General features: G+C 62.9%; 21 protein-coding genes. 14 read left to right on the forward strand and 7 right to left on the reverse strand.

Translation table 11 applies throughout. The features are described from left to right. Positions 1-64 precede the first annotated feature (64 nt). Both AB1555_02485 and AB1555_02490 read left to right on the forward strand, forming a co-directional pair. Positions 65-901, forward strand: a complete 837-nt coding sequence (locus AB1555_02485; protein ID MEW6245558.1) for a YihY/virulence factor BrkB family protein — start codon at positions 65-67, stop codon at positions 899-901. Positions 902-1,030: 129 nt separating this feature from the next. Further along, complete coding sequence (locus AB1555_02490; GenBank protein ID MEW6245559.1) at positions 1,031-2,389, forward strand: hypothetical protein; 1,359 nt, start codon at positions 1,031-1,033, stop codon at positions 2,387-2,389. Between the two features lie 62 nt (positions 2,390-2,451). Here AB1555_02490 and AB1555_02495 read toward each other — a convergent pair whose 3' ends face one another. Beyond that, complete coding sequence (locus AB1555_02495; GenBank protein ID MEW6245560.1) at positions 2,452-3,609, reverse strand: site-2 protease family protein; 1,158 nt, start codon at positions 3,607-3,609, stop codon at positions 2,452-2,454. Positions 3,610-3,799: 190 nt separating this feature from the next. Here AB1555_02495 and AB1555_02500 point away from each other — a divergent pair, with 190 nt between their 5' ends. The 7 genes from AB1555_02500 (at position 3,800) to AB1555_02530 (ending at position 10,178) form a co-directional block, all read left to right on the forward strand. After that, on the forward strand, positions 3,800-4,534 hold the full coding sequence (locus AB1555_02500; GenBank protein ID MEW6245561.1) for a polysaccharide deacetylase family protein: 735 nt from the start codon (positions 3,800-3,802) through the stop codon (positions 4,532-4,534). Then, positions 4,531-4,995 (forward strand): GNAT family N-acetyltransferase, encoded by a 465-nt coding sequence (locus tag AB1555_02505; GenBank protein ID MEW6245562.1) that lies wholly within the window; start codon positions 4,531-4,533, stop codon positions 4,993-4,995. Before AB1555_02500 ends, AB1555_02505 begins: the two co-directional genes overlap by 4 nt. A gap of 400 nt (positions 4,996-5,395) precedes the next feature. Continuing rightward, on the forward strand, positions 5,396-5,794 hold the full coding sequence (locus AB1555_02510) for a VOC family protein (GenBank protein MEW6245563.1): 399 nt from the start codon (positions 5,396-5,398) through the stop codon (positions 5,792-5,794). 182 nt (positions 5,795-5,976) lie between these two features. Beyond that, on the forward strand, positions 5,977-6,846 hold the full coding sequence (dapF, locus tag AB1555_02515) for a diaminopimelate epimerase (GenBank protein MEW6245564.1): 870 nt from the start codon (positions 5,977-5,979) through the stop codon (positions 6,844-6,846). Positions 6,847-6,874: 28 nt separating this feature from the next. Next, complete coding sequence (locus AB1555_02520; GenBank protein ID MEW6245565.1) at positions 6,875-7,207, forward strand: four helix bundle protein; 333 nt, start codon at positions 6,875-6,877, stop codon at positions 7,205-7,207. Positions 7,208-7,360: 153 nt separating this feature from the next. Further along, positions 7,361-9,190: an excinuclease ABC subunit UvrC gene (gene uvrC / locus AB1555_02525; protein MEW6245566.1), complete on the forward strand. Its 1,830-nt coding sequence runs from the start codon at positions 7,361-7,363 to the stop codon at positions 9,188-9,190. A 202-nt stretch (positions 9,191-9,392) separates the two neighbouring features. Next, positions 9,393-10,178 carry a LuxR family transcriptional regulator gene (locus tag AB1555_02530; protein ID MEW6245567.1) on the forward strand — a complete coding sequence of 262 codons (786 nt, stop codon included), beginning with the start codon at positions 9,393-9,395 and terminating at the stop codon, positions 10,176-10,178. A 35-nt stretch (positions 10,179-10,213) separates the two neighbouring features. On the opposite strand, the gene AB1555_02535 is transcribed toward AB1555_02530, so the two are convergent. Beyond that, positions 10,214-10,942 (reverse strand): acyl-homoserine-lactone synthase, encoded by a 729-nt coding sequence (locus AB1555_02535; protein MEW6245568.1) that lies wholly within the window; start codon positions 10,940-10,942, stop codon positions 10,214-10,216. Between the two features lie 163 nt (positions 10,943-11,105). Between AB1555_02535 and AB1555_02540 the strand changes: the two genes are divergently transcribed. From AB1555_02540 to AB1555_02555, 4 genes are all read left to right on the forward strand, one after another. Further along, complete coding sequence (locus AB1555_02540) at positions 11,106-11,789, forward strand: response regulator transcription factor (GenBank protein ID MEW6245569.1); 684 nt, start codon at positions 11,106-11,108, stop codon at positions 11,787-11,789. Positions 11,790-12,104: 315 nt separating this feature from the next. Beyond that, positions 12,105-12,686 (forward strand): TIGR00645 family protein, encoded by a 582-nt coding sequence (locus AB1555_02545; GenBank protein ID MEW6245570.1) that lies wholly within the window; start codon positions 12,105-12,107, stop codon positions 12,684-12,686. A 413-nt stretch (positions 12,687-13,099) separates the two neighbouring features. Next, entirely contained in the window at positions 13,100-14,161 is a 1,062-nt protein-coding gene (locus AB1555_02550; GenBank protein MEW6245571.1) for a hypothetical protein, read from the forward strand. A gap of 108 nt (positions 14,162-14,269) precedes the next feature. Further along, positions 14,270-16,042 (forward strand): patatin-like phospholipase family protein, encoded by a 1,773-nt coding sequence (locus AB1555_02555; GenBank protein MEW6245572.1) that lies wholly within the window; start codon positions 14,270-14,272, stop codon positions 16,040-16,042. A gap of 74 nt (positions 16,043-16,116) precedes the next feature. Here the strand turns inward: AB1555_02555 and AB1555_02560 are convergent, their stop codons facing one another. The 5 genes from AB1555_02560 to AB1555_02580 all read right to left on the reverse strand — a co-directional run bounded on the left by AB1555_02560 (position 16,117) and on the right by AB1555_02580 (position 23,752). Next, positions 16,117-18,570 (reverse strand): ATP-binding protein, encoded by a 2,454-nt coding sequence (locus AB1555_02560; protein ID MEW6245573.1) that lies wholly within the window; start codon positions 18,568-18,570, stop codon positions 16,117-16,119. 77 nt (positions 18,571-18,647) lie between these two features. Then, positions 18,648-21,272: an excinuclease ABC subunit UvrA gene (locus AB1555_02565; GenBank protein MEW6245574.1), complete on the reverse strand. Its 2,625-nt coding sequence runs from the start codon at positions 21,270-21,272 to the stop codon at positions 18,648-18,650. Positions 21,273-21,320: 48 nt separating this feature from the next. Next, positions 21,321-22,928 carry an ATP-binding protein gene (locus AB1555_02570; protein ID MEW6245575.1) on the reverse strand — a complete coding sequence of 536 codons (1,608 nt, stop codon included), beginning with the start codon at positions 22,926-22,928 and terminating at the stop codon, positions 21,321-21,323. Between the two features lie 21 nt (positions 22,929-22,949). Beyond that, positions 22,950-23,315, reverse strand: a complete 366-nt coding sequence (locus tag AB1555_02575) for a hypothetical protein (GenBank protein ID MEW6245576.1) — start codon at positions 23,313-23,315, stop codon at positions 22,950-22,952. Then, complete coding sequence (locus tag AB1555_02580; GenBank protein MEW6245577.1) at positions 23,312-23,752, reverse strand: hypothetical protein; 441 nt, start codon at positions 23,750-23,752, stop codon at positions 23,312-23,314. The genes AB1555_02575 and AB1555_02580 overlap by 4 nt, the downstream gene beginning before the upstream one ends. A 188-nt stretch (positions 23,753-23,940) precedes the next feature. Here AB1555_02580 and AB1555_02585 point away from each other — a divergent pair, with 188 nt between their 5' ends. After that, a complete protein-coding gene (locus AB1555_02585; GenBank protein MEW6245578.1) occupies positions 23,941-24,723 on the forward strand; it encodes a class I SAM-dependent methyltransferase in 783 nt (260 codons plus the stop codon). Positions 24,724-24,800 lie beyond the last annotated feature (77 nt).

Genomic DNA, 24,800 nt, shown 5'->3' on the forward strand with positions numbered 1-24,800 from the left:
CTCGTGCGTCCGCGGCCCAGTCGTGGTACGCTCGGACGGCGAACCGGGAGGTGTTGGCCACGGCATGGCGAACCCGCTGCGCTTCATGTCCGTCGTGATGACGGAGTTTCGCCGGCTCGGCTGCACCAGTCTGGCCGCATCCCTGGCTTTCTTCTCCTTGTTGTCTCTCTTTCCGATGGTCTTCCTGCTGCTCTACGCCGTGGGGTTCCTCGTCAGCCAGGACGTCATCGGCCACCAGTTTCTGTTGAGCTTTTTGAAAGGCTTTCTCCCCGGTCTCGGTCCGGGCTTGGCGAACGAAATCCGTCGTGTCGCCGAGCTGGAGCCCGTCCGTTGGATCGTCCTGCTGGCCTTCGCCTGGTTCGGCACCCTGGTGTTCTTTGAGATCGACTACACGATCAACGTCGTCTTCGGCTCGTCTCGGCACCGCCACCCGCTCATTTCCACCGCCGTCGCCGTCGCCCTGTTCGGCGTCATCGAGCTGCTCCTGATCGTGACCTATGTCGCGACCCAGACCATCGACGCCCTCGTCGCCCACGCGCCCCGCTTGTGGAGCATCGACCTGGTCGCGGTCGCCGCCCATGATTTCGTCCTCGCCTACACCCTGCCGTTCATCCTGAGCTTGGCCGCGGTGACCTGTCTCTACCGTTACTTGCCGCAACAACGCCCACGCCTGCGCGACGCGGCGGCCGGCGGGTTGCTGTTCAGCCTGCTTTGGGTCCTGGCAAAACTGCTGTTCGTCGCCTACGGTGAACAGGCCACGATTTACGGCCGCCTGTACGGCTCGCTGCTGGACGTCATCATCCTCCTGCTCTGGGTGTACTATTCCGCAAGCCTGTTGCTGTTCGGCGCCGTCATCGTCCGCCACCTCCAGATTCACACGGCTCCGCCCTCCTTTCCCTGATCGTGCCCGCCGACAGGTCGAGTCCTCCCACCCGGCTGCCTACGGGTTTTCCCGGCCCGCCGCCTTCTGGTCTTTTCCTGGCAGGAAATCGGCTTCCTAGATAAAATCGGCGTCGTTCTTGAGGGTCATATGCTGGAAATCGTGAATCGGGAGTTCTTGCTCTTCGCCGGGGCGATCATCGGATTCGTCGCGGCCGTCCTGTCGTTCATGGACAAGTTGCTGACGATCCAGGATCGGCTGCGCACGACCAAAGCGAGCAAACAGACGCCCGTAGAAGGCCGCGCCCAGGGGGAGCCGGTCTCCCGCACGGAAACGGTCAGCTCAAAGATCCTGGAAAAGGCGTCCTATCTCTTCCTCTACGAGACCAGCGTGATCGTGGCCGCCGGGATCCTGCTGAACTATCTCGGCCTCACCCTCAGCCGGCATCTGCACAGCATTCTCTTCCTCGACATGACCGGCACCGCGCTGGCCGCGTTTCTCCTGGGGCCCTGGTGGGGGGCGATCGTCGCGCTGCTGTCGAATTCGGTGGTGAACTGGTTGCTGTTTCCGGAGACCGGAGCCGACGTCATCATCTTCCCCTGGTCGCTGGTGAACATGGCGGGCGGATTCTACTGGGGCTTCATGGCCCGGCGCGCCAGCTTCAGCAAGTATCTGCGCACCGGCCGCAGCTCGGCCTTCTCCCACGTCTTGTTTCTGTTCAGCTTCGGCGCGCTCGGCGCCGTCGTCATGAGCGTGCCCGGCGCGTTGGTGCAGACCGCGCTGGGAGAGAACGCGGTCTTCGCCCTCAATCCCCGGGTGGCGGAGACGCTCAGCCGGATCGTGGTGGAATGGCAGCAGGCGATCGAGGCGCATTTGGACGTGTGGTTCGGGCTGGGCTACGGGCAGAGTCTGGGCTGGACGGTGGTCAATTGGCTGCAGACCTGTATCCGCTATATCCCCGACAAGACCATGAGCGCGGCGATCGCCCTGGTCGTTCTGAAGTACGGGTATCCGCTCTTCGAGCGGGAATTGATCCACGGCGGGCCGAACGGCGGGAGGCCGGGCGATGAGCGGGTCCTTCCGCTCGTGCTCGGATTGCTGTACGCGCCGTCGTTCGCCGTGCTGCTCACATCCGAGCCGTACGGCGGACACCGGTTTTGGCCGCTCTGGTTCTCCCCCTGGGTGATGATCATCGGGGGCTACGTGGCTTTGCGCTACTGGGGACCGGGGGAAGCGGGCCTGCGCGAAGCGCGACTGCAGCGCGCCCAGCGGTATGCCAAGGCGTTGAAACCGATCGACCGCGAACCGTCGTACGAATTCTGCCGGCGTCTGACCTTCGCGACGTTGATCGCCAGCCTGTTGTTCGCGCTCTTCCTCCCCGTCCTGCTGGTGGATTTCTACCGGGTCGCCTTCAACTTCTTCTGCGTCGTCTACGGCCTCATGCTCGCCGTCCATCTCGTGCGCGTGGCGATCGCGCAAAACCTCTCGGTCGCGCGGACGGACGACTGAAAACGTGCAGGGCCAGGGGCTCGAGGCTAGAGGCTATGGGCAGGAGTGCTCTTGCCTCTTGCCTAAGTCCCGAATCCTCGTAATTGCAGATACCGCCCGATCGCGGAGCGTGTGACCAGGCCGACCAGTCGCCCGTCATCGACCACCACCAATCGATCCTCGCCCTCCTGAACCATCCGTTCCAGCGCCTGAATCGCGGAGCAATCCGATGTCACCGCCATCTCCGGCGTCCAGGGCCGCATCACGTGATGCACCTGCCGCCACGCCCACAGCGATGTCGGGACGGCGCGGATCTCGCGAACCGTGACCATACCGACGAGATGCCCGTCCTGCATCACCGGGAACCCGCCGTAGCCATAGTGCAAGAACCGGCGGTTGACGGCATCTTCTATCGTCAGGTCCGGACTGATCGTCGCCACGGTGCGGACCATGAGATCCCGCACGGCAACGGACGAGAGCGCGGCCTTCAGCGCCGCTTGGCGGCGACTGCCGCGCGCGGCCGCGAACAGAAACGCACCGATCAGGACGATCCACCCGCCGTTCGTCACGAGCGCGCCCGGTAACGCGCCGGCCAAGGCGCCAAAGACCAACAGGCCGCCGAGCAGCGACAACACCCCCCCGAACCACAGTCCGGCCAGCGAAGCCTGGCTCGTGGCCCGATAGAAGTCCTTGGTCCACGCCCACAGGCCGGCCCGCAACACCCGCCCCCCATCCAGAGGGAATCCGGGGAGCAAGTTGAACACCCCGAGCAGGATGTTGGTCTGTCCCACCATCACGGCGAGAACCAGAAGACCCTGAAATTGACCGGCGCCGGGCGTCGCTTCGGCCACGGACACCAGTCCGAAGCACAGCCCGCCCAGGATGAAACTCACGAGCGGGCCGGCGATCGCAATGAGAAACTCGGCCCGCGGACCAGGCGGTTCCCGACGCATCTGCGCGACCCCGCCGAAGATGAACAGCGTGATCTGCCCGATGGGAATGCGATAGCGCAGAGCCACATAGGAATGGCCGAGTTCGTGGAGCAAGACCGAGGCGAAGAGCAGCACGGCGGACACGCCGCCCATCGCCCAATAGCGCCCGGCGGAGTGGCCGGGCAAGGCCGCCGGCAGATAGCCGGTCGCCAGCGTCCAGGTGACAAACAGAAAGACGAGAAACCAGGACGCGTGGACTTTAATGGGGATGCCGAGTATCCGACCGATCTGCCAATCCGGGCCGTGCATCTGGAGAATTCCCTCCCTGCGCACCCTAGCAGCCGACCGGATCGGCCGTCAACGGGAACCGCTCCACACTCCCCGCGAAACGCCGGCAACTCTCGTCTTGTATGATGCGATCAGGCCGGCGACCGCGTACTCCAACGAAGACCTCGCGGCAGCCTTACCCCGCGTCCTTCCTTCAGGTATACTCACACCCATGCCGGGCCTCAGAGGACATGGTGCGGGCCGCGCCGCGGCCGGCCTGACGGCGCTGGTGGCACTCGTCTGGGCGGTCGCTCCCGGACAGGCGCAGGTCATCAAATCCGGACCGCCAACCTGTCACGCCGTCGCCTTGACCTTCGACCTCTGTCCGGTGCGAAGCGGGCCCGGCTACGACGCGGACCTGATCGGGTTCCTGGTGTCCAAGCAGATCCCCGCCACCTTCTTTCTGTCCGGCAATTGGATGGCCAAGCACGATACGGAAGTGCAAGCGCTGTTGACAGTGCCGTTCTTCGAAATCGGGACACATGGGGACGTGCACGCGCACTTGCCGATGCACACGGAAGAGGAGCAGCGGCGGGAAATTCTCGGGCCGGTCACGCTGCTCAAGACCAAATACCGCCGCGAGGCGTCGCTATTCAGGCCGCCTTACGGAGAGTTCAACGATCTCACGGTGGAAGTCGTGAGGTCCCTGGGGCTTCGGTTTGTTCTGTGGAACGTCGAGTCCGGCGATCCGGACCCGCAACTGACTCGCGAACAGATCCTGGCGCGGCTCAAGGCCAGGGTGAAGCACGGCAGCGTGATCGTCTTCCATGCCAACGGCAAAGGGAAGCACACACGCGCCGTGATCGAAGAGGTGGTGCAGGTCCTGTTGCCCGAACGCGGGCTGATCCCGGCCACCGTCTCGGAGCTTCTCGCATGCGTGAACCACGCTCCGCAGCCGCACCGATGATCCGGGCATTTCAACCGGAGGACCGGGAACCGGTCGTTCGATTCCTCAGCGATTCCGACCCCTGGAAGCGGCTGAACTACACGGCAGCCGACTGGAACCGCATTTTCACACCGCTGCCGCAGGGCCGCGACGGGTATGTCATCGAACTGGACGGAGCCGTGGCGGGGGTGGCGTTGGTCCGCCAGAAATTTCTCATGGGGGACTATCTGGAGTTGCTCGCCGTCGCCCCGTGGGCGCAAGGTCGGGGCTTGGGAGCCGCGCTGCTGGCTCACCTGGAACGAATCGTCTTCGCCCGCACGAAAAACGTCTTCGTCTGCGTATCCGACTTCAATGAGGGCGCGCGGCGGTTTTATCGGAAACACGGCTATCAGGAGATCGGGCCCATGCCGAATTTCCTGATTCCCGGTTCGGCGGAGATTCTGCTGCGCAAGACCGCGGGGCCGGCGAGAGAGAACAGTTGACCGATACCAACGGTCAACGGTCATCAGTCAACGGTTAAGAGTTAGTTCTGATCCGAAAATATTTCTCTCGGCAAAATGCCTTTCCCCGGTTCCCGAAAGGATCCTCTCCCTCGCGCGGGAGGGAGAGGAGACAGGTGAGGGTGGTATCCGAAAAGCACCCCCTCACCGCAGCCTCTCCCCCAATGGGGGCGAGGAGAATAGAGGGCTCAAGGTCGGAAGGAATTTCGGATCAGGGTTAGATGTGAAAATCGCCATTGGCGGCCGACGACAAGGCGACTGCAAATCACAAGCGCTCATGCAGAACGGAGCCCTTGGTAGTCCCTCTGTGACCCATTGACCAATGACCCTTGACCGTTGACCAGTGACCCTTGACCGTTGACCAGTGATTGAGAGGCCTGCCATGCGCGTCAAAAAACTTCTGCACACCCGCATGCGCGTCAGCGACATGGATGAGACGATTAAGTTCTACACGGACGTGCTGGGTCTTGAAGTCCTGGAGCGGAAGACGTCGCCGCGCGGCTCGCACCTGGCTTTTCTCAAGGCGCCCAACAGCGAAGAACTGATCGAGCTGTGCAGCTTTCCGCCGAGCGGACCGGTCAAGGTCCAGGAGGATTTGGTCCACCTGGCGTTCGAAATCGACAACCTGGATGAGACGATCCGGGCTCTTGAAGCCAAGCGGGTCAAGATCACCGACGGTCCGACCAGGACCTCCTCCGGCAGCCGCTTCATCTTTATCGACGCTCCCGACGGCTACGAGATCGAATTGATCGAACGGCCGCCGGGCACGGCGATTGTATAGACTGCAGGGGCGGCGAGACGCGCGAGAATGGCGCGACACGTGAGACGACCGGCAAGCGACCATATCGGTTTCTTGTTCCGATTTCCTTCAGAACACTTGTTACGCCCTTCTCGCTTTTCATGCGCGTCGCGCAGCTTCATTGGCTCCATCGTAATCAAACCGTGTTGAGGAAAGGACGGACGATGAAGAACGCCTTCTACCGTGGCCACGGCCTCGGTAACGATTATCTCGTGATGGACCCGAAGGAGTTGTCGTTCAAACTCACGCCCGCCAACGTCCGGGCGATCTGCGACCGCCACCGGGGCCTGGGCAGCGACGGCATTCTCGCGCCCGTCCCCTCCAAGAACGCCGACTTCGGCCTGCGCATCTTCAATCCCGACGGCAGCGAAGCGGAAAAATCCGGCAACGGCCTGCGCATCTTCGCCCGCTATCTGCATGCGACCGGCCGCGTCCGCCGGAAAACGTTCAGCGTGGACACGAAGGGCGGACGGGTTGCGGTCGAGCTGCATCTGGATCGGTACGGAGAGGCCAGCGCCGTGACGGTCGAGATGGGGCGGGCCTCTTTCGAGCCCGACGCGCTCCCATGCAAACTGTCCGTGGACGAGCTGATTAACCAGCCGATCACGGTCGCCGGACAAGAACTCCGCTTTACCGGCGTCAGCGTCGGCAATCCCCATTGCGTCGTCTTCAAGCCGAAAGGAGCGGAGTGGACGCGAGACGAACTTCTCCTCCTCGGTCCGGAACTCGAAAATCATCCGCTCTTCCCCAAACGAACCAACGTCCAGCTCGCCGTGCCGACCGGTCCGCGGGACATCTTCATGCTGATCTGGGAACGGGGCGCGGGAGAGACCCAAGCCTCCGGGTCCTCTTCCTGCGCCGCCGCCAGCGCGGCCGTGCGGTTGGGCCTGGTGCGGAGCCCGGTCTCCGTCAGGATGCCGGGCGGCGCCTTGCGCATCGACGTGGACCGGGACTTCAGCCTCACCATGCAGGGGCCCGTCGCGGAAGTGGCGCGCGGCACTTTGAGCCCGGCGTTTGTGCGCACATTACACTGACGAGTCAACGGTCATTGGTCAAGGGTCAATGGGAACGGCCAAACCCAGAGGCAATAGGGTCAAGACATTCCAGGACTTGGAAGTCTGGCAAGTAGGAAGAAGGATTCGCAGCCAGCTTTATGGAGTAGCCAACCGACTCCCTGATTGTGAACGCTATAACCTGTCAGCGCAGATCAGAAGGGCTGCAGTCTCACTGACTTCGAACATTGCGGAAGGATATGGGCGTTATCATTTCAAGGAGAATGTTAAGTGTTGTCGCATCTCCAGGGGCTCGGCCTATGAGTTGATTGACCATCTCATTGCGTGCCAAGATGAGCGTTATCTGAAAAAGAAAGGAGGAAGCCTAAGACTTACACCGTGAACTGTTAACGTTTTTGCGCCTTCTGAACGGATACATTCGCAGCATCGGCAGGCCAACAAGCGGTCAATAGTCAATGGTCATTACTCATTGGGGGCAACGAAGCAAGCCGATTGCCATTGACTGTTGACCATCGACCATCTTAACCGTTGACCAATGACCCCTGAACTCCAATCCAAGCTCGACCGCCTTCCGACCCAGCCGGGCGTGTACCTGTTCAAGAGCGCCAGGGGGGAGATCCTGTATATCGGCAAGGCCGGCGTGCTGGCCGACCGCGTGCGGTCGTACTTCCAGCGTGGGAGCGATCACACGCCGAAAACCACCGTGCTGGTCGGTCAGGTCGCGGACATTGAAACGATCGTCACCCGATCGGAACTCGAAGCCCTCATCCTCGAAAGCAACCTGATCAAACGCCACCGCCCCCGATTCAACGTCGTCCTCCGCGACGACAAGCAGTATCCCTACCTCCGCCTGCCGATTAAGGAGGACTTCCCGCGTCTGTCGATCGTCCGCCGCGTGCAGAAAGACGGCGCGCTCTACTACGGCCCTTACACCCCGGCCGGCGCCCTGCGCGAAACCCTGAAGGTCATCCGCAAGGTGTTCCCCCTCGCCACCTGCGAGATCGACATCGACGGAAAGGCCGAGCGCGCCTGCATTGAGTTCGAGATCAAGCGATGCATGGCACCCTGCATCGGCAACCAGACCCGCGACGAGTATCACCGGATCGTCAAGCAGGTCCGCCAATTCCTGGAAGGGCGCGACACCGAACTGCTGGAAGACTTGCGCGCGCACATGCACGCGGCGGCCGAGCGGGAAGACTTCGAAGAGGCGGCCCGGCTACGCGACCGGATCTTCAAGATCGAGCGGACCTTGGAGAAACAGCGGATCACCCAGACCGCTTCGACGGACCAGGACGTCATCGGGCTGGCGCGGCAGGGAACGGCGGTCGATCTCCAGATGCTGTTCGTGCGCGGCGGCCTGCTGATCGGGCGCAAGGATTTTTTCTGGACCGAGTCGGCGGAGGCGAGCGACGAGGAGCTCGTCCGGTCGGCCGTCGAGCAGTTTTACAACAAGGACGGGCTCCCGCCGAAGGAGTTGCTGGTCCCGACCGCGTTGGGGGACGCGGCGTTGATCGAGCGGTGGCTGTCCGAGAAGAAAGGCGAGACGGTGCGGGTGATCGCGCCGGAGCGAGGGAAGAAACATCAGTTAGTCCAACTCGCGGAGGAAAACGCGGCCGTGGCGCTCGCCGACCATCTCCGCGACGAAGAGACCGATCGCCTGGCGACGGAGGAACTGAAGCGCTTACTCCGCCTCGACAAGGCCCCGCGCCGCATCGAAGGATTCGACATCTCGAACACGATGGGCGACCAGTCGGTCGCCTCGCTTGTCGTGTGGGAGGACGGCCAGGCCAAGAAATCGGACTATCGGAAGTTCCGCATCCGGACCGTCGCGGGAGCGAACGACTTCGCCAGCATGAGAGAAGCGGTGATGCGGCGTTACGGCCAGGCCTGTGGTGAGCAAGGCCGAACCACTGAAGATCTGCCGCTGCCGGACCTCGTCCTGATCGACGGCGGGCTCGGCCAACTTGCCGCCGCGATGGAGGGCTTGAAGCAAGTCGGACGCGCGGAGTTGCCGATCATCGGACTGGCCAAGGCTCGCGGCGAGAAAGAAGAGCGCGTCTTTCTCCCCGGCCGCAAAAACCCCGTCATGCTGAATCCGTCTTCGCCCGCCACGCACCTGCTCCAACGCATCCGCGACGAAGCGCATCGGTTCGCCGTCACCTACCATCGAAAGCTCCGAGGAAACGCCCTGGTCGCGTCACGGCTCGACCAGATCATCGGGATCGGCGAGATCCGGCGGAACACTCTGCTCAAGACCTTCGGGAGCCTGGAAACCATCGCTCAGGCGACCGACGAAGAACTGAAACAGGCGGGCATCGACAGCAAGACGGCTGTCGAGATCCGGAAGGCGCTGTCTAAAACTTAACCGTTCGTTGTAAGCCGATAACTTACGTAGATCTCTCCTCAGACGGAAAGCTTCCGCGTCGAGTGAGGCAACTCTTGCGCCGAGAACGGCGGGCGACTATAATCCGGCTGTCTCTGGAAGAGTCTTACGCAAATCTCCGCTCCCCAGCGTGACGGTGAACAACCACCCCGGCTCGGGTATCCGGTTTACGGGAGGGTGACCGATGGGGCAGTTCAGAACGCCTTTCCCCGCCAGACTCTTCACCGACTTCTCCAAGCGCGAACTTCAGGACTTTCTCGAAATCTTCCACTATTCCGTTGAGGCCGAAACCAACGAAGACGTAGTCGGTGTGCTGCGCCTTCTCCAAAAAATTGTGCCCTGCCCTCACATCATCGGCGGGCTGGTGCGTGTAGACCAGACTGGGCGGGTTAAAGAATTTGCGAACGTGCTCAACATCAGTTACCCCAACGATTGGCTCCACCGATACGCCCAAAATGGATATGCGCAAGTCGATCCTGTTCTGAATTCTCTCATGACCAGCCTGGAGACACAGGTTTGGGAGCATACGTATCAGAACGTGACCTCCACCAAGCAGAAAGAATTCATCGAAGATGCGAAATCGTTCGGGTTGGTCAACGGCGTCACGACCGGCTCGCTGGAAGCCCGGCGCGGTTTGGCGAGCTTTTTCTCCTTCGCCGGCGGCGAATCCAGCGATAACCAGCGCTACGCGGGCATTCTGGAATACGTCATCCACCATCTGCACCAGGCCTTGGTCAAGAACGCGCCGAACCCCGCCTACAACCGCGTGAACGGCCTCTCCTCCCGCGAACTTGCCGTCCTCAACTGGATGAAGGACGGAAAGACCAACTGGGAGATCGCCCGCATCCTAGGTGTCACCGAACGCACCGTCCGCTTCCATATCGAGAGCATTTTCATCAAGCTTGACGTGACTTCAAGAACCCAGGCGGTCGCGATGGCCGTCGAAAGCGGCGTCTTGACGGCCACTTGACCGCCGTTCCTTCGCTCTGCAGTTCGATTCATGTCTCAGGCCTTTACTAATTCTCCGCTGATCGGGGCCGTATGCTCTGCCTTGACCTCGACTGTCTGTAGCGCGACCGCCTCGCCACGAACCTCCGCGTTGTCCAGCGTCGTAATCCACTGCAAGAACTCCGGGTGCTTCCGCGCGCTCTCCTCTCGGAACTGATCCCAGTCCAACATCGCCGCCACGGAAATCGCACCGGCCGGCGGCAGCGTCACGACCGGGCTGATCGGCTCGCAGGGAAAGCCGATCGCGCGGAGCACACGTAGAAACCGCTTCTCGACGACCATATAGAGGTACCGGACATCGTTGAAGATCGACCACTGATACACGCCTTTGAACAATGCCAGCATCATACGGGACGAGAGTCCCTTATCGTGAATGCCCGGATCCACAGTCAGCCGTGTGATTTCCACCGTATCCGGCTCTTTCCGAAGACGATATCCGGGAAGCAAACAGGGTCGGAACTCCGACTCCAACATGAACGGCCCGGGCGGCGCCAGGATACGAAACAAGCCCGCCAGGGTCCCATTGTCCATGAACAGACCGACCGATGTTGCCCAGGCGTCATAAGAATCCACCTCCAATTCGATGGGCGAGGCCGGCACCCATTGCAGCCGGTCGACAAAGACTTTGTGGCGCAACCGATAAGCTTCCACAAGATCTTGTTGCTCCGTGAGCGTTTTGACCAAAAACCGCCCCTCATAGAACGCGATCTTCCTCCAGCCCTCCATGGCCGCCTCCCTTCTTGTGCGCAAGAATGCGCTGTCAGGGAACCCGTCATGGTCGAAATTCCATTTTTTGTCACCTGGCGGAGTCGCCAGGTGTGCCGGCCGGTTTTCTTTGGCATGCTGGAGGGAAGAAACTGCCCGGTTTTACCCCTAGCCGGAGGAACCCATGGACAGGCACAGCGGCAAGTCCATTCACGTGTATATCGTGGACGATCACGAAGTCGTGCGGGCCGGATTACGGACCATCCTGGAATCCGCTCCCGACATCACCGTCGTCGGTGAAGCGGGCGCCAGAACGGAAGCGGTCCAGGAAGTCGTTCGCCTGACACCTGATCTCGTGTTGATGGACGTGCGTTTGAAACAGAGCAGCGGCATCGAAGCCTGCCGGGATATCCGGAGAGTCTGCCGCGAAACCCGTGTCCTGATGCTCACCGCCTTTGCCGAGGAAGACCTTGTCCTCGACGCCGCGTTGGCCGGCGCCCACGGCTATCTTTCCAAGTTCGCGAGCAGCGCGGCCCTGATCAGCGCGGTGCGAGCGATTGCGGCAGGCCGGACGGTGTTCGACAGGACGATCGCGGGGCGGGCGTTCGAGATGAGACCTGTCCTCGCCACGAAACCCAGGACAGGACCGGAGAGCCTGACCGCGCAGGAACAGCGTGTCCTGACGCTGGTCGCGGAGGGTAAGACCAACAAGGAAGTCGCGGCTGAACTCGACCTGAGCGAAAAAACCGTCAAGAACTATCTCGCCAATATCTACGACAAGCTCAACATCTCGCGTCGCGCACAGGCTGCCGCTCTCTATGCCAGAGGGATGAGGGCGGTCGCTCAATATACCGTGCGAACACACTGACATCGGCGCGGAGCCGGCATTTCGGGGGCTCCACGCGCGGCAGTCGTTGCTGCCTTCGCTGTAATCGTCGCCGGACCAGCCGCGCCCGGGGTTCGTTTATTTCATTCCCTCCGCCCGGCTCCCTTGAAGCCTTTTCGGCGGCGGCGGCGCTGTCTCGTTTGCCGGAGCGAATTGACAGATGGCCGTGGTCTCACTAGGATACGGCCCCTGAATGCAGCCGGATACGGTAGACGTCCGAACGTGTAGAGACCCGTTGCTCCTTCCGCCCGTCACCCCGTGCAGCGAACGCGATCTACCGATCAGCGAGGAGACAGCATGTCCAACGTGACGCATTCCACTCACTCACCGGGCACGGCCACGACCTCAACTGCGGCGACCACGGACGTCGCCGGCCGCGTCGAGCGCGGATTCGAGGTTATCGTGTTCGCCAGCCGGTGGATTCAAGCGCCGCTCTATGCCGGCCTGATCGTCGCCGAACTGCTCTACGCGTACAAGTTCCTGGTCGAGCTGTGGGAGATGATCCACAACATCCGCGAACTGACGGAAACGATTTTCATGCTCGGCGTCTTGTCCCTCGTCGATATCACGATGGTCGCCAACCTACTGACGATGGTCGTGATCGGCGGCTACGCGACGTTCGTCAGCAAGCTCGACCTGGAGGGGCATCGAGACCGGCCGGACTGGCTCAGCCACGTGGACCCGGGCACCATCAAGGTCAAGCTCGCGGCCTCGCTGATCGGCATCTCCAGCATTCATCTCCTGAAAGCCTTCGTGAACGTGAGCAACGTGCCGCCCGAACAGATCAAGTGGCAGATCTTCATCCACATGACATTCCTGGGCTCCGCCATCCTGCTGGCCTGGACCGACAAGCTGATGCAGAAGGATCGCAAACACTGAACCGTCGTATTTGGAGTGATCCATCCGTCTGTTCAGGACCTCCCGATCCGGCGGGAAGTGTCGGAACCGATACCGACGCTGTATCTCTTTCGATAACCGCGCCGAACGGCGCAACGATCCATCAGGCTGAACAGTGAGCGCGTTTCGGCTTCCAGCCGCGGTTTGGGAATCGCGCGCCGTCGTTCCCGCTCCGGTACGACGGTTGCTTTCCTTGCGATCGGCAAGCTGTGTAGAAAATAGGCGCGAGGCTAGAGGCCGGAGTGACACCCGGCACCTTTCCCCCTCGCCCCGAGCCCCTCGCCTCTCGCCCAGCCGCGATTTTCATGATGCATGGGTGAGCGATCGCTCATGGAGACAGTTCTGTATGGCGCGTGCGATCAGCTTAAACATGGATCGTCACAGGGAGGTGGTTCATGAGACGCTCACCTGCGCGGCATCTGACGGCGATCCTGGCCACGGTCCTCTTGTCTGGATGCGCGGCGTCGGTGGTGCACCTGCGCGAGACGTCCGCGCTGATCGACAAGATCCGGGCTCGCAGGGACCTCGCCGAGCCGTTCGCGCGCTGCACCGCGCAGGCCTATCGCGGGCAGCCGGCTGGTCCGGCAGCCGGAACCGGCGCGCCGCAACCTGCCGGCGAAGCCGCAGGGACCTTTGCCGACTCCATTGCGCTGACGGCCGCAGTGGAGGACAGTCCCATGCTCAAGAGCGATGAAGATGTCGGGACGCTCCTGGTTCTGGTCCGGGAGATGGCCGATCCGGCCGAGCGCAAGATCGACTTGAATCGGTTGGCGCGGCTGGTTGAACTGGCCAGGCGACTGCATGCTCGGCTGCGGATCGACGAGGACCGGTTGGCCGAGGACACAGCCCTCTTTGCCCGCCTGCTGCTGGCTTACAACAAGGCCTACTTCGGAGACATCCGCTTTCAAGCCGCACCAAGCCCGGCCGGCGACTCGATCCGAGGCGTGAGTAAGGTGACGTCGTCGGGGTTCGTGGATCGCAACGGCAACGCGTTCGTCTTCCCGGGGCTTTCATCCGAAGCGGAATTCTCGCCGAAGGCGGACCGCCCGGTCCGGTTCCGCGCCGGCGAGGTGGAATCACGCCGGGTGGTTTCCGACCTGGTCCGCGTCTTTTTGGAAGCCCTCTTCGACGCCGCCTTTCGCGTGCCGGCCGAACAGAACGCCACCGCGGTCACGGTCACATGGGGCGACCCGCCGCGCGCCTATCCGAAGTTCGACGCCGACCACCCGCCCATCGCCCTGGACCGGTTCGCACGGGTGTCGCGCGACGCGCTGCGCGCGGAGGCCGCCGTGACGTCGGTCGTCGGCAAGGCCGTGCGCGGCGCCGGTGTGTTCGGCACGAATAACGAGACCTTGGCGGCGGCGCTGGAGACGGCCGCCGGCGTGACCGCCAAGAAACTCGCCGAGCACGAACTGTTTTGCTATTTCCTGGTGACAGGCGCATCGGGGCAGCCCTAGAGCTCGAAAGCGCCCCTTCACCGTCACCTTATTTCCCGAGCGGGAAGGGGTGCGAGTGAAGTTATCGGCTGCCCGCCGCCTGTTATTCTCTGCAAAGAAGGAGCGTCTATGACCGAGCACGTCGTCCACACAGCCGGCACCAAAGCAGTCCCGCCGCCGGCGCCGCAGCCGGGTCCCTGGCAGCGGCTCAGGCGTCCTCCGTTCACCGTCAAGAATCTCCTCTCCGATCTGCTCGCCATCACCTCGGTGCTGGGACTCGCCTGGAAGTTCGACCTGATCACTCCCTATCTCTATCTGTTTCTGGCGGTGTATGCGTTGATGACGGGGTACTGGTTTTGGAGGTTCCGCCGGGCGGCGGGCAAGGATCAGGTGCGCCTGGTACGCGCGCTGGCGGGGAACGGTCGAAGACTGGTCGCCGTTTTGTATGCGCTCGTGGGGCTCTACACTCTTCTTCGATTCCACCAGGTGGCCGAACGAGCAGCGATCGCGATCGGCTGGGGCGCGCTGGGTTGGCTGATCGTTTGGCCTCTCATCACGGAGGGGGCGCGCACGGAAAAACTCATGATGCGGTGCTTCACGATCGGAAGTTCCATCCTGGTCGCGTGGACGATCGCGTCGCTGGCCTACGATCCGTTGAGTTTTTGGATCAGCCCGCGTCAGAACCGGGCGCCGAACCCGACCGTCTACGAGGAACGGGAACAACTTCGTCAAGCGGAAGCGCCCGACGTGACGATCGCGGTCGCGCTGTCCGGGGGCGGATACCGGGCGGCGTCGATTCACACGGGAGTGCTCAAGGCGTTGGAAGCGCACCGCATTCCGATTCATTACCTCTCAACGGTGTCCGGCGGCTCGATCATCGGCTCGTACTACGCGATGGGGCACACCCCGCAGGACTTCGCGGAGCTGCTCAGCCGGAAGAAGCCCGGTCTCCCGAACGACCTGTTCCATCTGTGGAACCTGTTCGGCGCGCTCGTGGTGCCGGGGAGAAGCGACAGCGACACCTATGCGCGACACTTCGCCCATCTCTACTTCGACGACACGCGCCTCACCCAGATCAGGACCCCGACCTTGCTGGTCAACGTCACCGATTATGTCTCGGGTGAACGGAAAGTCTTCTCCAGCGATCCCGCGTCGGGGACAGCGGACGTTCGTCTTGCCGAAGCCGTGGCCGCCAGCGGCGCATTTCCCGGAGCCTTCGAACCGAAAAAAGTCGGCGACCGGCACTATATCGACGGAGGCGTCGTGGAGAACTTGGGGTTGGAGGGCCTGCGGCAGTTCCTCTTGTCGGACAGAAAGCCCGCGAAGCCGGACATCCTCATCATTTCGGACGCCAGCAAGGGGGACAAGGACCCGGATCCCGGCGAAAAACGGTTCCGCTTTCAACTCCTCAAAGACGCGAGTTCTGCCTCGTACCAGGCGCTCCATTTACATCTCTATCGGATCTACACCGATACCAGCTATCACCCCGAGGAGGAGCGCAGCCTGGTTCAACCCTATTTCCAGCACCATTCGCACATCTACGGCATCGTCGGAAAGCATGACGACCATCTGTTCGTGTTCGTGCTCAACGGCACCAGCCGGGCAGAGCGACGCCACATGGAGCGGCGAGGGGAAGAGGACGCAGCCAAAGGGCTTCCGCCGGAGGATGGATCGGTGATCAACAAGCACACCGCGGAAACCGTTGCGAACATCGCCACGTTGTCGGAATTGACCAAGGCGCAGGTCGTCCAGGGAGTCTGGGTCGGAGAGACCATCGCGGCCAAGTACGCGGGAGCCATCCGCTGCACTTTGCAGCACCTGCGCCGGGCCAAGTTGGAGAAACAGGCGATCGATCCGGAGAAAGTCCGAACGGATTGCGGCACTGATCCCAATCGGGCATGAGCCGGCAGCGGGAAGGGAATAGCTCAAAGCTATTCGCTGCTCGCTACCGTCTACTCGCCGTTTTCAGAACCGAGTTAATACGCGGGCGTCAGCGCGCCGTGGGCGTCCTGCCAATGCGGCGCCCAGGTGAGCGCGATCAGGCGGACGGTGATGTTGGTCTTGGTGGGCCGGAGCGCGATGGTCTCGAGGGGTTCGGTCAGCGGATCGATCTTGGACATCAGGGTGTCCGTTTCCGCCTGAAACTGCGTCTCCAAATCGGCGAGTTGCTTGCGGATCGCCTCGATGTTTTCCTCCGCGCGGGCGACGTCTTGGGCTTCCTTGATGGACCGGCCGACGCCCCGAGCCGCGGTCGTGGCCTTCCCCAGCGTGGTCGCGCTGATCGTCTTTCTGCCGAGAAACGCGCCCAGCAACGTCGCACCCAATGAGATCGCGGTCTGCAGATGTTGCGCCTTGGCCTGCTCGGCTTCCCGTTCCTTGGCCTGCTCGGCGCGACGAAGACGTTCCTGCAACGCGGCCATCTTGGGTCCGTACTTGCGGCGGAGTTGCTCCGTCACCTGATCCCGCCACTCGTGCGCGAGCTGGTGCAGCCGGATGCGAAAATCCCGTTCGCTCTCGCCGGGCTTGGACACCTCCTTCAACGACGGGCTTCTGAACAACTCGACCTTCTGAGTGCGGTAGAGCCAGTTTGCAAAGTCCTTGCTCCACACGTCGTACCTCTTCTTGTTGCCGGCCGAGGAGGGAAGCGACCCGTACCGCGCCGGGTCCTGCGGAACCCGTTCAAGATCGGCCACGGCCACGTCGGTTTCGGCGGCGTCATCCCAGTCCACCGCCACGGGCGCGTCGGTCACCCGCGCGAGAAACACGCGATCTTGGAAGAGGTCCACACCAGCCTTCGCATCGGCCACCTGAATCTGCGCCGCCCCGAGCAGCTTCGGTTGATAGACCAGTTCACCGTCTTTGGGACGGACGCCGCGGACGGGGATGAAATACTGCGGCACGTCGGGCGGCAGCAACGGACGTGAAACGTGACGCGTGACGCGTGATGCGTCAGGCGTAGACTGAGGCTTCTGACTTCTCTCGCCTAACGTTTCACGCTTCACGCTTAACGCATCACGCCTCACGGGGTCCATCAGCTTCTTGATCTGATCGCGGGTGAGCGGGCCGCGCAGGTAGGAGAGCGTCCAGCGGGTTTCGAACACGACCGGCGCATCTTCATGGACGTTGTTCATCAGGAAGATCCGGCTGCCCAGCCCGGCCAACAGTTGTTCCATCTTTTGCCGGTCGAAGCGCTTGCCGCCGCCGGCCGCCGCGCCTTCGAGCCCTTCCAACACGCGCGCCTTGTCCCGCTCGGTCTGCAAGCGGCCGATGAACCAGGTGCCGGTATTCGCCAGGCCCTTGTAATCGAGATCGACCGGGTTCTGGGTGGCGAGCACCACGCCCAATCCGAACGCACGGGCCTGCTTGAGAAGCGTGAGCAGGGGTTGCTTGGAGGGCGGATTGGCGACCGGCGGGAAATAGCCGAAGATCTCATCCATATACAGGATGGCGCGGAGGCTCGTCGTGCCCGCCTGGGTGCGGACCCACCCCAGCGTCTGGCTCAGCAGCAGCGTGACGAAAAACATACGCTCGGCGTCGCTCAGGTGGGCGATCGAAAAGATGGCGATCCGAGGCTTGCCTTCCGCGGTGTAGAGCAGCCGGCCGATGTCCAACGCGTCGCCTTCCAGCCAAACCGAAAAGCCCGGCGCAGCCAGCAGATTGTTGAGTTGCATGGCGAGCGCGAACCGGTCCTTCGCAGGATAGAACGATTCCAGATCGACCACGCCCACGTGAGAGACCGGCGGGGCTTGAATCTGCCGGATCAGCGTCGCGAGGTCCAGGTCCTGCCCCCGCTTCCACGCCGTCTCCAGGATGGTCGAGATGAGGATGTGCTCGCGGCTCTTGATCGGATCGGTCTCGATGCCCAAGAGGCCCAGCAAGCCGGTGGCGGTGGTGCTGATCCGTTCGCGCAAGCGTTCCGCGTCGTCGAGGTTGTCGCCCGACGGGGCGGCGAACGATTTCACAATCGACACGGGCAGGCCGGCATGGCTCCCCGGCGTGTAGACGACGAACTCGGCGGCATCCCGCAGGCGCTGGATGCGGGTTCCGTCCTGTCCCCACTCGGCCAGGCCTTTCCTCCACAGCTCCGCCTGCTGCCGGGCGTAGTCCGCCGGGGACAGGCCCTTGTTGCGCGCCTCGTCTTCATTGATCCAGGGCGCGAAGTCTTCAGCGCGCAGCTCGGGGAAGGTCAGGAGGAGATTGGCCAAGTCGCCTTTCGGATCGATGACGAGGGCGGGAATACCGTCGAGGGCGGCCTCTTCGAGCAACCCGATGCAGAGGCCGGTCTTGCCGCTCCCGGTCATCCCGACGCAGATTGCATGCGTGACCAGATCCTTCGAGTCGTAGAGCAGCCAACCCAACTTGGGCTTCTTTTTGGCCGGATCATACGGACGGCCGAGATAAAAGGCGCCGAGCTTTTCGAAGTCTTGCATAGACATCCTCGTGATCGGTCAATGGTCATCAGTCACCGGTCAATGGGCCCGGAATCCATTGTGCGCGGCCCTCCCCGCTATTGACCGTTGACCGATGACCGTTGACCGCCTACTCCCGCCTCTCGGAGCACCTGTCCCGTGTACGACCGCCTCGACCGGGCCACCTCCCGCGGCGTTCCTTCGGCCACGATCTCGCCACCGTGATCGCCGCCTTCCGGTCCCAGGTCGATGATCCAGTCGGCGTTCTTGATGACGTCCAGGTTGTGTTCGATGACCACGACCGTGTTGCCGGCTTCGACCAACCGGTTGAGCACGTCCAGCAGGCGCTGGATGTCGGCGAAATGCAGACCGGTGGTCGGTTCGTCCAGAATGTACAGGGTGCGGCCGGTGGCCCGTTTGGACAATTCGCGCGAGAGTTTCACCCGCTGCGCCTCGCCGCCGGAGAGGGTCGTGGCGGACTGGCCGAGCTTGATGTAGTGCAGCCCCACGTCATGCAGCGTCTGCAGTTTCGCCTTGATCAGCGGGATAGGTTCAAAAAATTCCAGCGCCTCGTCCACCGTCATGTTCAGGATGTCCGCGATGCTGCGGCCCTTATAGTGGATGTCCAGCGTCTCTCGGTTGTACCGCTGGCCCTTGCAGACTTCGCAGGTCACATAGATGTCCGGCAGGAAGTGCATCTCGATCTTGATGAGGCCGTCCCCCTGGCAGGCTTCGCAGCGACCGCCCTTCACGTTGAAGCTGTAGCGGCCGGGCTTGTACCCGCGGACGCGCGACTCCGGGAGGTTCGAAAACAAATCGCGGATGAACGTGAACAGGCCCGTGTAGGTCGCCGGGTTGGAGCGCGGCGTCCGGCCGATCGGGGACTGGTCGATGTCGATCACCTTGTCCAACGCCTCGACACCCAGCAGGTCTTTACAGCCATCCAGCCTCACCGCATCTCCACTCCGGACTTTTCGCCACTCTTCGTGACGCGTGACGCGTGACGCGTGACGGGAAGGAGGCTGAGGGCTGATGGCAGATTGCTTGGTTCCCAGGAGCTGCGACAGCGAGTGCCAGAGCACTTCCAGCACCAACGTGCTTTTCCCTGATCCCGAAACGCCGGTGACGCAGGTGAACAGGCCGAGCGGGACGCGGGCCGTGATGCCCTTGAGGTTGTGTTTGCGCGCCCCCACGACGCTGAGGAAGCCTTTAGGCTTGCGCTCTCGATGCGGAAGCGTCACCGAGAGATCGCCGCGCAGGTAGCGGCCGGTGAGGGACTCCGGATTCGTCATCACATCCGCCGGCGTCCCTTGGGCGATGATCCGGCCGCCATGCGCGCCGGCCCCGGGCCCCAGGTCCAAGATGTGGTCCGCCGCCCGCATGGTTTCCGCATCATGTTCGACGACGATGACCGTGTTGCCCATGTCGCGCAGGCGCAGGAGCGTCTGCAGCAGCCGCCGGTTGTCCCGCTGGTGCAATCCGATGGACGGTTCGTCGAGGATGTAGAGGACGCCGACCAGTCCGGAGCCGATCTGCGTCGCCAGTCGAATCCGCTGCCCTTCGCCGCCCGACAGCGTCGCCGCCGGCCGGTCCAGCGTCAGATAATCAAGCCCCACATTGACCAGGAATCCCAGCCGTTCACGAACCTCTTTCAGAATGCGTTGGGCGATCAGCGTCTCGCGCTCCGTCAACTTGAGCGACTGGAAGAAGTCCGCCGCCGCGCGGACGGAGAGTTGCGTCACGTCCGCGATCGACCGGCGGGCGATCTTCACGGACAGGCTTTCCGGTTTCAGCCGCGCGCCCTTGCAGACGGAACACAGGTCGAGCAGGGTGAAATCTTCATCCTCGGGACAGCCCGTCGTCATGGCATAGCCGATGCCGTCGCAGGCCGGACAGGCGCCGTGCGGGCTGTTGAACGAAAAGATGCGGGGCGTGATTTCCGGGTAGCTGACGCCGCAGCGGATGCACGCCAGCTTCTCGCTATACAGGTGGGTCCTGCCGTCTTCGGTCAGCACCCCGACCAGACCGCCGGCCAGCTTGAGCGAGGTCTCGACCGAGTCGGCCAGCCGCCGAGCCAGCGCCTCGCCGGATTTCATGACCAGCCGGTCCACGATGATCTCGATCGTATGCTTTTTCTGTTTGTCGAGCGCGATGTCTTCGCCCAGATCCACAAGGCGATCGTCGATCCGCGCCCGCACGTACCCGGCCCGCCGCATGTCCAGCAGTTCCTTCCTGTACTCGCCCTTCCGCCCGCGGACGATGGGCGCCAGGATCTGGAACTTGGTCCCCTCTGGCAGCTCCCGGATCGCGTCGACCATCTGCTGCACGGTCTGCGCGGTGATCTCCTCGCCGCAGTTGAAACAGAAGGGATGGCCGACCCGGGCGAACAACAACCGGAGATAGTCGTAAATTTCCGTGACGGTGCCGACGGTGGAGCGGGGGTTGTGGCTGGTGCTCTTCTGTTCGATGGAGATGGCCGGCGACAGCCCTTCGATGGCATCCACGTCCGGCTTGCCCATCTGTTCCAGGAACTGGCGGGCGTAGGCGGAGAGCGATTCGACGTAACGGCGCTGGCCCTCGGCGTAGATGGTGTCGAAGGCGAGAGAGGATTTGCCCGACCCGCTCAGGCCCGTGATGACGACGAGCTTGTCCCGCGGAATCTCAAGATCGAGATTCTTGAGGTTGTGCTCCCGGGCGCCGCGGATAATGATGGAGCCGGACATAGGGAGCGGGATTATATCATGGGGGCGAGGGAAGAGGACGTGCGCGGGTCAACGCCGGCGGCCGGGCGGCCGCTTCAACGCTTCGCCCCAGCGCGCCAGGAACGCAGTGACGAAGTCGTGTTCATTCGCCGCCTCGACGGCCAGCGGGGCCAGCGCCAGCGCCACTGTGAGGGCGAGGTGATAACCCTCCGAGCGGGAGGCTTCGGCGCGCCGGTAGGCGGGATGAGCGTCGTTGACGACGACCGTGGACTCGACCAGACGGCCCAGCTCCGGATCATCGGGCGCGGACTCAAACCGGATGGTCAGTCCGTAGCGCCCGGGGCGCGGCTTGCCGCGCGCGCCGGGGAGGACCGTGTCGGTCGCGGGCGGTTCTATCTCACCTTCAGGCTGGGCCTGCGGTTGAGTCGACTCTTCCGCTGGTCCTGGCTCTTCCGCCGGTTCCTTGAGGTCCCGGCTTTCCGGCTGCTCCGCTTGCTGATCACCGATCGTTTGCTCTGCCGATGGAGTGACCGTCGCGGCAAGCGGCCCTGGACCGTCCTGAGCCTCCCCTCCACGGCCAATCGGCAGCCGCTTTTGCCCGCCGGCCCGCCGCTCGACGAGGGAGGCCAGCAGCGGAAAATCTTCCGCCAGATCCACCAGCACCTGCTCGAGATCGCGTTCGACCGGCCGCACTTTCCGGCGGCGCACCTCTTCCGTGGGCTCGCGCCCGTCCCCCCACGCGGAGAGCTGCGCCGACACCGCCTCCTGCAGGGCTTTCCGGTACGCGAGATAGATCGCGCCGCGGGAACCGACGCGGACGAAATCGCCTTTATTGAGCGTGAGACAGGCGGCTAGCGCCGGCGCTTCGACCACGCCGCCGATCCGGTCCGGCGCCGACGGGGTGAGGCCGAGCCATTCCCAGCCTCGTTTGATGACCTTGCCGAACGTGCAGATCGCGACGCCGCGGCGATCCTCGGGCAACGGCGTCGGCTCCCGGACCAGATACCCGACCGCGGCTGGCTTGCGTTTGCGGGCCAGGCGCACCGCGATCGGCGCGGTGTCCGCCCCGCGCCAGGTCTCGGGCGGGAGCCGCCGGCCGTTCACTTCGAAGACGACTCCCTTGGGATAGTGGGATATCAGGATGTCGGTGAATGTCGGATCGAGCAGCGACTGAAAGTGATGGCGGACGGTCGTCTCGACATACCCGTCATCGAGCAGGGGCGAGAGCGCGTTCTGGAGCTTGAGCCGGACGCCCGTCCCGCGTTCGACGACGAGGCCCGGAGGCGGGATCCATTTCCACGGCGCCCGATGCCGCGACGCCAACGCCCACCGCGTCGCCACATGGGTCTTGCCCCGGCGCGTTTCGGTCACGACTTCTTCGCAGACCAACAACCCGAGCTTGATGCCGACGCCGGCGAAGCCGATCCCCTCGCCGCGCGTCTTGGTGCTCGCCGCGAGGTCGTGATATCGGACCAGATCCCGCCGCTGCATGCCGGACCCGTTATCCACCACGGTCAGCGTCGCTTGCGCGGGATCGGTCAGCAGGGCGATGCGCGTGGCGCCGGAATCCAGAGAGTTGGCCACAATCTCGGTCAAGATGGTTTCCTCGATCGCGCCGGGATAGGCGTCGCGCAAGTCTTCCAGGAGGTGCAGCAGATCAACGCGGGTTTCGCCCATAAAGCCCGCCCCTTACGGCTCCTATTTTCCCCCTAACCCCACCTGAATCAGGAAATCCGCCAAACGCTGATAGCTGCTACGGGATCTGCAGACACCGGCCGCGTCAAGGCTTTTTGTTCCTTCCCCACCAGCCTTGCTCCGAAGCGGAGACTCGGGGTGCACGTTCAGGATGCGCTCAAAAACCGAGACAAAGGCCACAATGGCCCAATCATCCAGATCTGCCTTGGCCAACGTGAGTCGACGTTTCGCCCCTTCCGGCGGTAAGCCCAGGAAGGTAGTCCGGTGAAAGAATGCGCGCTTGGTGGACTTGCCAACAAGTTCGCTGGTGACTGTGAAGCAGTCGCGGAGCGTGAGATAGCTGTCCCGAACCGCGTCGAGTTCCGTCACACAAGAGCGCGCTTGAGGAGATCGGTGAAGAGGTCTTCAGTAAGTTCGGGGAACTCAGCAGGCTGCCTACCCATGCCGTAAACCCACTTCTCCTGATCCGCAAAGTACAGGAACATGTAGGTGCCGTTGACAGATTCCATATCCACTCGGCCGTCCGCGCCGATGATGGTGCTACCGATCGGTCTGAGTTTCACGGTCTTGCCGGCAGCCGTCAGTCTGAGGCATGGGGCTGTGTACGCGCCAAGAGCTTCCTCAGTAATCTTGATTTTGTCCTCGTGGACCTTGACCAACTTCTCGCGCTGCGCCTCCGCAAGCCACGAACGGACCTGCTCGAAGAAGGCGTCAACCGCATCAAGATATTTCTTGCGCCGTCGAGCCTGGCGTTCCGGTGACCTGGCCTTTTGTTTCTCTCGAAGGAAATCCGTCAGCGTACCCACGCGAACACCTCGTGCCGCGTCATCAAAAGAGGCGGAAATGTCGTCAATGTATATCAGGATTGCACGGGTTAGCCAAGGGGCGGTGTCTACGCACTCAAGCGTCTACGCCGACACAGCGGTCCGGGGAAACTAACCCTAATCGGGCTCGCCTTGACAACGCCCGGAGGCGGGTGTTACGAGCAAGGCCCATGCTGCAGCTCGATGAACGGCCCGTGCGCGCGGAGGCGCCGAGCGAATCCTCGGCGACGACCGTGTCTTCCTGGTCCGGCAAGGCCCGCGAGGATGCGGTGCAGCGGATGTTCACCGCGATCGCGCGGTTCTACGACCTCAACAATTCCCTGTTGAGTTTCGGCCTCCATCACCGGTGGAAGCACATCGCCGCCTCGTACGTGCCGGCCGTCGAGAACGGTCGCGCGGTCGACATCGGCGCCGGCACCGCCGACTTGGCGCTGTTGATCGAACGCCGCGTGGGACCGAAGGGCTACGTCGTGGCCACGGACCTGAACGACGCCATGCTTCGGGAAGGCGCGCGGAAGGTCGCCCGCCGGGGCTTGAGCCGTCGCATCCCCTGCCTGCGCGCGAACGCGGAGGACTTGGGCTTCAAGGACGAGAGCGTCGACGCCGTCACGGCCGGTTTCTGCGTGAGGAACGTCGGCAACCTGCCGCGGGCGCTCGGCGAGATCCATCGCGTGCTCAAGCCGGGCGGCCGGTTCGTGTGTTTGGAATTTTCCCAGCCGGTGCGGCCGTGGCTGCTGCGGCTCTATGATTGGTATTCGTTCCGGCTCCTGCCGCGCATCGGGACGCTGGTCGCGCACGACAAGACCGGGGTGTATCACTATTTGCCGGCGTCGATTCGGACCTTTCCGGATCAGGAACGGTTCAGCGCGCTGCTGCGGGAAGCTGGCTTCCGGCAGGTGGAGTACCGCAACCTCAGCGGCGGTATCGTGGCGATCCACGTCGCGGTCAAATAGCTAACAGCCGGCAGCGAATAGCTGAGAGCTTCAACCAAAGGCGCTGTTCGCCACTCGCCATTAGCTACCAGCTATGG

Source organism: Nitrospirota bacterium (assembly GCA_040755395.1).
In the GTDB taxonomy this organism is placed as follows: Bacteria; Nitrospirota; Nitrospiria; order Nitrospirales; family Nitrospiraceae; genus DATLZU01.

Bases quoted from the DNA above. Each gene is read 5' to 3' on its own strand.
- AB1555_02485 (MEW6245558.1), top strand. From the start codon at position 65: ATGGCGAACCCGCTGCGCTTCATGTCCGTCGTGATGACGGAGTTTCGC.
- AB1555_02490 (MEW6245559.1), top strand. From the start codon at position 1,031: ATGCTGGAAATCGTGAATCGGGAGTTCTTGCTCTTCGCCGGGGCGATC.
- AB1555_02495 (MEW6245560.1), bottom strand. From the start codon at position 3,609: ATGCACGGCCCGGATTGGCAGATCGGTCGGATACTCGGCATCCCCATT.
- AB1555_02500 (MEW6245561.1), top strand. From the start codon at position 3,800: ATGCCGGGCCTCAGAGGACATGGTGCGGGCCGCGCCGCGGCCGGCCTG.
- AB1555_02505 (MEW6245562.1), top strand. From the start codon at position 4,531: ATGATCCGGGCATTTCAACCGGAGGACCGGGAACCGGTCGTTCGATTC.
- AB1555_02510 (MEW6245563.1), top strand. From the start codon at position 5,396: ATGCGCGTCAAAAAACTTCTGCACACCCGCATGCGCGTCAGCGACATG.
- dapF (MEW6245564.1), top strand. From the start codon at position 5,977: ATGAAGAACGCCTTCTACCGTGGCCACGGCCTCGGTAACGATTATCTC.
- AB1555_02520 (MEW6245565.1), top strand. From the start codon at position 6,875: ATGGGAACGGCCAAACCCAGAGGCAATAGGGTCAAGACATTCCAGGAC.
- uvrC (MEW6245566.1), top strand. From the start codon at position 7,361: ATGACCCCTGAACTCCAATCCAAGCTCGACCGCCTTCCGACCCAGCCG.
- AB1555_02530 (MEW6245567.1), top strand. From the start codon at position 9,393: ATGGGGCAGTTCAGAACGCCTTTCCCCGCCAGACTCTTCACCGACTTC.
- AB1555_02535 (MEW6245568.1), bottom strand. From the start codon at position 10,942: ATGGAGGGCTGGAGGAAGATCGCGTTCTATGAGGGGCGGTTTTTGGTC.
- AB1555_02540 (MEW6245569.1), top strand. From the start codon at position 11,106: ATGGACAGGCACAGCGGCAAGTCCATTCACGTGTATATCGTGGACGAT.
- AB1555_02545 (MEW6245570.1), top strand. From the start codon at position 12,105: ATGTCCAACGTGACGCATTCCACTCACTCACCGGGCACGGCCACGACC.
- AB1555_02550 (MEW6245571.1), top strand. From the start codon at position 13,100: ATGAGACGCTCACCTGCGCGGCATCTGACGGCGATCCTGGCCACGGTC.
- AB1555_02555 (MEW6245572.1), top strand. From the start codon at position 14,270: ATGACCGAGCACGTCGTCCACACAGCCGGCACCAAAGCAGTCCCGCCG.
- AB1555_02560 (MEW6245573.1), bottom strand. From the start codon at position 18,570: ATGCAAGACTTCGAAAAGCTCGGCGCCTTTTATCTCGGCCGTCCGTAT.
- AB1555_02565 (MEW6245574.1), bottom strand. From the start codon at position 21,272: ATGTCCGGCTCCATCATTATCCGCGGCGCCCGGGAGCACAACCTCAAG.
- AB1555_02570 (MEW6245575.1), bottom strand. From the start codon at position 22,928: ATGGGCGAAACCCGCGTTGATCTGCTGCACCTCCTGGAAGACTTGCGC.
- AB1555_02585 (MEW6245578.1), top strand. From the start codon at position 23,941: ATGCTGCAGCTCGATGAACGGCCCGTGCGCGCGGAGGCGCCGAGCGAA.